This is a genomic window from Mycobacterium sp., assembly GCF_032161845.1.
Classification (GTDB): domain Bacteria; phylum Actinomycetota; class Actinomycetes; order Mycobacteriales; family Mycobacteriaceae; genus Mycobacterium.
Genome location: NZ_JAVRQA010000400.1, coordinates 1 through 7,485 on the forward strand (window position 1 = coordinate 1; position 7,485 = coordinate 7,485).

The window sequence follows — 7,485 nt, forward strand, 5'->3', positions numbered from 1 at the left end:
GGCGACTGGGTGGAGCCTGCGCTTCTCGACGAGCTCGAGGCCAGGGCCACGCGGCTGGTGGGCTGCTGGGGCAACAACGACGGCGAAGAATTGCGGCGACGGCTCCCCGAACGCGCCGACGTGGAACTCGAAGGAGTGCGCTTCACGGTCGTGCACGAGACGGGCGCGTCCGCGGGCCGCGACCAGCGGATGGCCAAGCTGTACCCCGATACCGACGTTCTGGTGTTCGGGCACAGCCACATTCCGTGGGACACCACCGCCGCCACGGGTCTGCGGCTGCTGAACCCTGGGTCACCCACCGACCGGCGCAGGCAACCGTTCTGCACGTACCTGACGGCCACCGTCGACGGCGCGGTCCTCTCCGACGTCGAGCTGCATCGGGTCTGATGGCCGGCAGGCGGGGTCGCTGGGTTTACCGGTCGCCGGTGCTGGGTAACCGCGGGACCGTCGCGACAGAGGGAGTGCTTGGTCATGATCCGTGGTCTGTCGGCATTGCTTGCGGTCTTCGGCTCGGCGTTCGCACTGGCCTCGGCGACTCCCTCGGCTGCGGCGCCGCCGGGATCGCAGTGTGGGGTAAACCTCGGTGCGCCGCAGATCGCGCAGGCGGTGCGATCGGTGCCCCCCGTCGCCGGGTTGGACGCGCCATGGGATCCGAACCCGTACGGCGGCAACTTCGATCCGTGCGCGGCGCTGTCGACGGCCCTGGTCACCGTGCAGGGCGCGACGGGTAGTTCGCCCGAGCAGGCGCTGCTGTTCCACAACGGCGAGTACGTCGGCCCCGCGACACCGCAGGCCTACCCGTTCACCTCGCTCGACACGGCAGGCACCAACGACGGTGTGGTGGTGCTCGACTATAAGGACGGCCGCAATGTGTGCACGGCGTGCCAGGGGCCCGTGCACGTGGTGCGCTACCAGTGGCAGTTCGATCGCGTGTGGATGCTGGATCCGGCGCCGCCGAGTCCCTGACGTCGAATCAGGATGGGGGCGACGTCGGCACCTTCAGCGTCCGACCGGTACGCGATCGGTACGCCCACTCGAACACGAAGCTCAAGATCAGCACCGCCAGCAGCGTGATCCACGTGCTCGCCGGCCCGGTGTGGATGGTGTACCCCAGCAGCAGCACGAACAGGGCGGCGTTCAGGACGACGGCGAGCACCAGCAGCCACCGCTTGGCGCCGGTGTCGCGATACACGCGCAAGTGCCCCGCGCTGACGGCGCCGTACACGATCAGAAAGGCGAGGCTGGCCATCGAGCCGACCGCCGCCAGCGGGAAGGACACCACGAACAGCGCCGTCAACCCCGCCGCGACCAGCAGACCGACGTTGCCGCCGCGCCACACTCCGCGGGTGAAATCCCTTGGTAGCTCACCTGATTTCGCCACCATGAACGCCAGGTTTGCGTCGCCGAACATCGTCGCGTTGACCCCCGACGCGGTGGCCAGCAGGGCGGCGACGCCGATGACGACGAACCCGACGTGCCCAAGCGCGGCGGCGCCCGCCTCGGAGAGCACGTGGCCTTGGTCGGCGGCCATCGACGGCAGGCTGAGCGTCATCACCACGATGGTGCTGATCACCACGTAGACCACCACCACGATGCCGAGGGCGGCGAACATCGCGCGCGGCAACTCCTTGGCGGGGTTCTTCATGTCACCAGCGGAATTGGTGACCACACCGAAACCCTCGTACGTGACGTACAGCAGTCCTGCCGCGAACAGGATGCCGAGCCAGTGCTGATTGACGCCTACCGATAGCCGGGCGGGGTCGGCCTTCATCAGCCCGAACACGGCGAACACCGCGAGGATCGCCAATTCGAGGCTGACGACGAACAACTCGGAACGCCCCACCAACTTGGAGCCGACCATGTTGATCAGCACGATCGAGACGATCAGCACGATGCCGATGACCTTGCCCGACCAGGCCGGCGTCTCCCACGGCAACAGCGCGCGGACGTAACCCGCGAATCCCGCGCAGTACAGGGCCATGGCGATGATCCAGCCCAGGAACTGAAACACGTTGAGCCCGCCCGCAATGACGCCGTCCCCGAAGCATTGGATCAGGAACTGGGCGGCGCCACCACGGCTCGGATACTTGGCGCCCAGCTTCGCATACGAGTAGACGCTGAACACCGACACGAAGCCACCGACGAGGAACGCCACGGGCAACCACACCCCAGCGGTGGTCGAGGCCAGCCCCAGCAGCGTGTACAGGCCGGCGCCCATCATTCCGCCGACGCCGATCGCGGTCGCACTCGACACGGTGATCGAGCCGGTCGGACGCGGAGTGCTCATCGAGGTCAGCTTCGCACACCGAGTCTGCTATTTGGCGTAATGGCAGGCGAGTCAACACAAGTGATTGTTCAGCCGCCTCACGCTCAGCCTGCGCCTTGGTCGTCCATGTACTTATAGAGCAAGGCAATCGGAAAGCCGAACAGGCGAGAATCGCGCTGCGCCGCGTCCAGGTGATCGGTGATCTGCTCGCCCTGCTCCGTCCTGTCGCCGCCGTGGTACGGCGCAGCCTTCTAGGGATACACCCGAAATTCGAGCCGAACCCGCGGCGTGCTTCAGTCCGCGCCTATGGACCGCCCCGCCAATGTTCGATGCGGTGGTGATCCGGGGTGAAGCCATGCTTGACACCCCAGAGGACGGCTTGGGTTCGGCTGCCCACGTTGATCTTTCGGTAAATCGTGCGAATGTAGGACTTCACCGTATTGGGGCTGAGATAAGTCAGGGCCGCGACTTCGGCGTTGCTCTTGCCCTGGGTGATCAGGGCAAGAATCTCGGATTCGCGATCGCTCAGCCCTTCGCCACGGCCTGGCCAGTCGGTCCCGACGGCGCTGCGTCCCCGCGTCGGAACGTCACTGACCACCATCTCGCCGGCATGGACGGCCTCGAGTGCAGCGACCAACTCGCGGGCGGTCAGCGTCTTCGACAGATATCCGTGTGCCCCGTGCTGTTTGGCACTCTCGATGAGGTCTGGATGAAAGTTCCACGTGTAGACCACGACGCGGCGTGCGCGCGGATTGGCTACCAGAACGCCGATCTCGTGGTGATCGGACTCGGGTTGGGCGAACGAGTCATAGAGCGCGATGTCGACGACGTCGTCGACGGCCGCGGTCGCGTCGATCTCGGCGACCACCACGCGGTCGCGGTAGCGGTCGAACATCTTGGCCACACCCATCAGCACCACGTCGTAGTCATCGACGAGTGCCACGGTGATGGGACGGTTCGGCGCGGGGGACACACGTCAACGATTACCGCCATAGGGGTGTACCGCAACCCCCTAAAGGGTCCTTTACTGGTGTCAGCGTCGAGCGCCGCTCGGCCAATCATCACGAAGGGCTCACCATGATCGTTCTCGGAATCGTCCTCATCGTCCTCGGGCTCATCCTCCCCGCCCTCATCCCGACCTTCGCGTTCGCGCACGTTCTCTTGGTCGTTGGGATCATTCTCCTCGTCGTCGGCGTGATCCTGGCGCTGCTGGGATCGAGGGGGCGCGCGGTCGGCGGCCGGCGCCACTACTACTGATCAGGGGTGGCTGAGCTGCGGCCGAGCGCGACGGTCGCAGCCACCACCGCAAGGCCGGCACCGGTGGGCGGTTGTGGCCTTCGCGGGGCCGGCCACTGCTCGGCAGGAACTGCGCGGGTCGCACGCTGGCGCAGCACGATGCCGATGGCCGCACACAGCCAGCGCGATCATTAGCAGCCGCTCCAGTCGACCTCGTACCCCCCCAGCGTCGTGGTGACGCACTCAGTTTGGTGAATACGGTGTCGATTGGCCCGCAGCGGATGCTCGGATGGCAGTGTCGGCCAGATGGATCAGAAGCCGCCCACCGCGGTCATCGAGTCAGCCCACGCCGAACACCTCGACGGCTTTCCGTTCGCCGACACCCGCGACTTCGCCGACGCCGACCGCGGGTTCATCGCGGCGCTTGAGCCGTGCGTGATCAAGGCCGCCGACGGACGGGTGGTGTGGGACAACGACGTCTACGGATTCCTGACCGGCGAAGCGCCCACCTCGGTGCACCCCAGCCTGTGGCGCCAGTCGACGCTGGCGGCCAAGCAGGGGCTCTACGAAGTGGTCGACGGCGTGTATCAGGTCCGCGGCCTCGACCTGTCCAACGTCAGCTTCATCGAGGGTGACACGGGCGTCATCGTCATCGACCCGCTGGTGTCCACCGAGACGGCCGCTGCCGCGTTGGGTCTGTACCGCGCTCATCGCGGCGACCGACCCGTCGTGGCAGTCATCTACACCCACAGCCACGTCGACCACTTCGGCGGCGTGCTCGGGGTCACGACACAGGCCGACGTCGACGCAGGCACCGTGGCGGTCATCGCGCCGGAGGGCTTCATCGAACATGCGGTGCAGGAGAACGTCTACGCGGGCACCGCGATGACGCGGCGCGCGGCCTACATGTACGGCACCGTGCTGGCCCGTGGGCCGCAGGGGCAGGTCGGCTGCGGGCTCGGGCAGACGCCGTCCACGGGCGAGGTCGCCATCATCGTGCCGACCGTCGACATCGCGACCACGGGGGAGACGCACACCGTCGACGGCATCGAGATCGAATTCCAGATGGCGCCGGGCACCGAGGCGCCCGCCGAGATGCACTTCTACTTCCCGCGCTACCGGGCGTTGTGCATGGCCGAGAACGCCACCCACAACCTGCACAACCTGTTGACGCTGCGCGGCGCGCTGGTGCGCGACCCCCATGGCTGGTCGGGCTACCTCACCGAGGCGATCGACAAGTTCACCGACCGGACCGACGTCGTGTTCGCCTCGCACCACTGGCCGACCTGGGGTGAGGACCGCATCGTCGAATTCCTTTCTCTGCAAAGAGATCTGTATGCGTACCTGCACGACCAGACGCTGCGGTTGATCAACCAGGGGCACACGGGCATCGAGATCGCCGAGACCTTTGCCATGCCGCCTGCCCTGCACGCGGCCTGGCATACGCACGGCTACTACGGTTCGGTCAGCCACAACGTCAAGGCCGTCTATCAGCGTTACATGGGCTGGTTCGACGGCAACCCGGCGCGTTTGTGGGCCCACCCTCCTGAAGCGATCGGGCCGCGGTACGTCGAGGCGATGGGCGGTGTCGACCGGGTCGTCGAGCTCGCTGGGACGGCCTTCGATGGCGGTGACTTCCGCTGGGCGGCAACGTTACTGGACCACGCCATCTTCACCGACGAGAGCCATGCCGCTGCGAAGGAGCTGTACGCCGACACTCTGGAGCAGCTGGCGTACGGCGCGGAGAACGCGACGTGGCGCAACTTCTTCCTCGCCGGTGCCACCGAGCTGCGCGACGGCAACTTCGGCACGCCCGTTCAGACCACGTCACTGTCGCTGGTGTCGCAGTTGACGCCAGAGCAGATGTTCGACAGCTTTGCGATCAGCATCAATGGACCCAAGGCCTGGGATCTCGACCTCGCCATCGACATCACCTTCGACGACCTGGGCGCCAACTATCGATTGACGCTGCGCAACGGGGTGCTGGTGTACCGCAGGGTGGCCGCCGACGCGGCGACCGCAACCGCGACGGTCACGGTGGCGAACAAGCTGCGGCTGTTGATGTTTGCGACGGGGGACACCACCTCGCCCGGCGTCGAGATGGCCGGCGACGCCACTGCGATGTCGACATTGCTCGGCGTGCTCGACCGGCCGGACCCCAGCTTCAACATCATCACCCCCTAGCCCCCTAGCGCGATTTGTGTGCGTTCGACCGCGCTCCGCGCGGGTTTCCGCACACAAATCGCGAAAGGGGCAGGGGTCAGGGGAGGCCGCCGTCGGCGCGCAGAATCGACCCCGTCGTGAAGCTCGACGCGTCCGACGCCAAGAACATTGCGGCGCCGATGATTTCGGGAGGCTGCCCGGCGCGCCCCAGCGCCAGGTGCCGGAACGGGTTCTCGGCGCCGTCCAGGTCCCACGCCTTGCTGACGTCGGTCAGGAAGGGGCCCGCCATCAACGTGTTGACGCGGACCGTCGGGCCGTAGGCCTTCGCCAGCCCTTCGGTCAGGGCGTTCAGGCCTGCCTTGGCGGCGGCGTAGGGCAGCATGTCGGGCGCTGGTCGCAGCGAGCCGGCGGAGCTGACGTTGATGATCGACCCGCCGCCGGCTGCCACCATGCGTGCGCCCACCAACGCCGAAAGTCGGAACGGGCCTTTGAAGTTCAAGTTCACGACGGCGTCGAACAGCTGCTCGCTCACCGAGGTCAGCGACTCGTAGAGCGGGGACATGCCGGCGTTGTTGATCAGCACGTCGACCTTGCCGAATCGGTCGTAGGTGGCCTCGACCAGTCCGTCGAGCTGATCCCACCGCCCGACGTGCACCTGGTAGGGAAAGGCGGCACGCCCCGTCGTCGCCGAGATCTCCTCCGCGGTCACGACACATGATTCGAGATTGCGGCTGGCGATCACGACGTCGGCACCACATCGGGCCGCACCGAGGGCCATCTCGCGTCCCAGCCCGCGGCTGCCTCCGGTGACGAGCACGACGCGGTCGGTCAGGTCGAACAGCTCGTCGGCATAACCCATGTGACCGGTCCCCATCCTCGAGCCAATGTGCGCAGGAGCCATATGGTGTCACGGTGCAACTGCTATTGGTCCGACATGCGCTACCACTCCGCAGCGAGGTCGGTCAGGGTTCGGACCCCGACCTGTCCGCCGACGGCATCCAACAGGCCGAACGCCTGCCCGACGCGCTGAAACGCTTCCCCATCACCCGGCTGGTGAGCAGCCCGCAGCGCAGGGCCGTGCAGACGGGCCGGCCGGTGTCGGACGCACTGGGCCTTCCGATCGAGATCGACGAGCGCCTCGCCGAGTACGACCGCGACCTGCCCCACTACACCCCGATCGAGGAGGCCTCGAAGGAGGATCTGCAGCGGCTGGTGGACGGTCATCTCCCTGGCGCGGTGGACGAGGACGCCTTCATCGCACGGGTCACGGCGGGCATCGACGACGTCGTCGCGGCCGCCGAGCACGACGAGACCGTGGCGGTGTTCAGCCACGGCGGCGTGATCAACGCGCTGGTGCACACCGTCATGAGGACCGAACGGCTGTTGTGCGTCCAGGTGGACTACGCGGGCGTGACCCGACTGCTGAAGTCCCGCCACGGAGGCCTCGGCATCGCGTCGATCAACGGCACCGAGCACGTATGGGACCTGCTGCCGCGAAACCAGCGGTGGTAGACAAGTCCGGTGACAACGCAAGCGAACCCCTTGGACGGTCTCGACCTCGGCGCACTGGACCGACACCTGCGGTCGATCGGCGTCGCACGCCAAGGTGACCTGCGCGGTGAACTCATTGCCGGCGGACGGTCCAACCTGACGTTCCTGGTATTCGACGACGCCTCCAAGTGGGTGCTCCGGCGTCCCCCGCTGCACGGGCTGACACCGTCGGCTCACGACATGGCCCGCGAGTACAAGGTGGTGGCCGCGCTGGAGGACACCCCGGTGCCCGTCGCGCACCCGGTGACGATGCGCAACGACGACTCCGT

The 7,485-nt window shown here is 66.9% G+C and carries 9 protein-coding genes; 6 read left to right on the forward strand and 3 right to left on the reverse strand.

The features are described from left to right. Positions 1-387, forward strand: a 387-nt coding sequence (locus QOD90_RS21585) for a metallophosphoesterase family protein (RefSeq protein WP_526352871.1), incomplete at its 5' end; no start/stop codon positions are given. An 84-nt stretch (positions 388-471) separates the two neighbouring features. Then, a complete protein-coding gene (locus QOD90_RS21590; RefSeq protein WP_526352872.1) occupies positions 472-966 on the forward strand; it encodes an LppP/LprE family lipoprotein in 495 nt (164 codons plus the stop codon). A 7-nt stretch (positions 967-973) separates the two neighbouring features. Here QOD90_RS21590 and QOD90_RS21595 read toward each other — a convergent pair whose 3' ends face one another. Both QOD90_RS21595 and QOD90_RS21600 read right to left on the reverse strand, forming a co-directional pair. Beyond that, positions 974-2,287: an amino acid permease gene (locus tag QOD90_RS21595; RefSeq protein WP_526352874.1), complete on the reverse strand. Its 1,314-nt coding sequence runs from the start codon at positions 2,285-2,287 to the stop codon at positions 974-976. Positions 2,288-2,570: 283 nt separating this feature from the next. Continuing rightward, the gene (locus QOD90_RS21600; RefSeq protein WP_526352876.1) at positions 2,571-3,239 is read right to left on the reverse strand and encodes a helix-turn-helix transcriptional regulator; all 669 of its coding nucleotides are present in this window, start codon (positions 3,237-3,239) and stop codon (positions 2,571-2,573) included. Between the two features lie 104 nt (positions 3,240-3,343). Between QOD90_RS21600 and QOD90_RS21605 the strand changes: the two genes are divergently transcribed. Together QOD90_RS21605 and QOD90_RS21610 are read left to right on the forward strand one after the other, a co-directional pair. Then, positions 3,344-3,523, forward strand: a complete 180-nt coding sequence (locus QOD90_RS21605; RefSeq protein ID WP_526352878.1) for a DUF6131 family protein — start codon at positions 3,344-3,346, stop codon at positions 3,521-3,523. Between the two features lie 285 nt (positions 3,524-3,808). Then, positions 3,809-5,686 (forward strand): alkyl/aryl-sulfatase, encoded by a 1,878-nt coding sequence (locus tag QOD90_RS21610; RefSeq protein ID WP_526352880.1) that lies wholly within the window; start codon positions 3,809-3,811, stop codon positions 5,684-5,686. 76 nt (positions 5,687-5,762) lie between these two features. Here the strand turns inward: QOD90_RS21610 and QOD90_RS21615 are convergent, their stop codons facing one another. Beyond that, positions 5,763-6,524, reverse strand: coding sequence for an SDR family NAD(P)-dependent oxidoreductase (locus tag QOD90_RS21615; protein ID WP_526352886.1), 762 nt, complete (start codon positions 6,522-6,524; stop codon positions 5,763-5,765). Between the two features lie 53 nt (positions 6,525-6,577). Here QOD90_RS21615 and QOD90_RS21620 point away from each other — a divergent pair, with 53 nt between their 5' ends. Both QOD90_RS21620 and QOD90_RS21625 read left to right on the forward strand, forming a co-directional pair. Continuing rightward, entirely contained in the window at positions 6,578-7,177 is a 600-nt protein-coding gene (locus tag QOD90_RS21620; protein WP_526352882.1) for a histidine phosphatase family protein, read from the forward strand. 9 nt (positions 7,178-7,186) lie between these two features. After that, a partial coding sequence (locus QOD90_RS21625) for a phosphotransferase (RefSeq protein WP_526352884.1) occupies positions 7,187-7,485 on the forward strand: 299 nt, incomplete at its 3' end.

Bases quoted from the DNA above. Each gene is read 5' to 3' on its own strand.
- QOD90_RS21590 (WP_526352872.1), top strand. From the start codon at position 472: ATGATCCGTGGTCTGTCGGCATTGCTTGCGGTCTTCGGCTCGGCGTTC.
- QOD90_RS21595 (WP_526352874.1), bottom strand. From the start codon at position 2,287: ATGAGCACTCCGCGTCCGACCGGCTCGATCACCGTGTCGAGTGCGACC.
- QOD90_RS21605 (WP_526352878.1), top strand. From the start codon at position 3,344: ATGATCGTTCTCGGAATCGTCCTCATCGTCCTCGGGCTCATCCTCCCC.
- QOD90_RS21610 (WP_526352880.1), top strand. From the start codon at position 3,809: ATGGATCAGAAGCCGCCCACCGCGGTCATCGAGTCAGCCCACGCCGAA.
- QOD90_RS21615 (WP_526352886.1), bottom strand. From the start codon at position 6,524: ATGGGTTATGCCGACGAGCTGTTCGACCTGACCGACCGCGTCGTGCTC.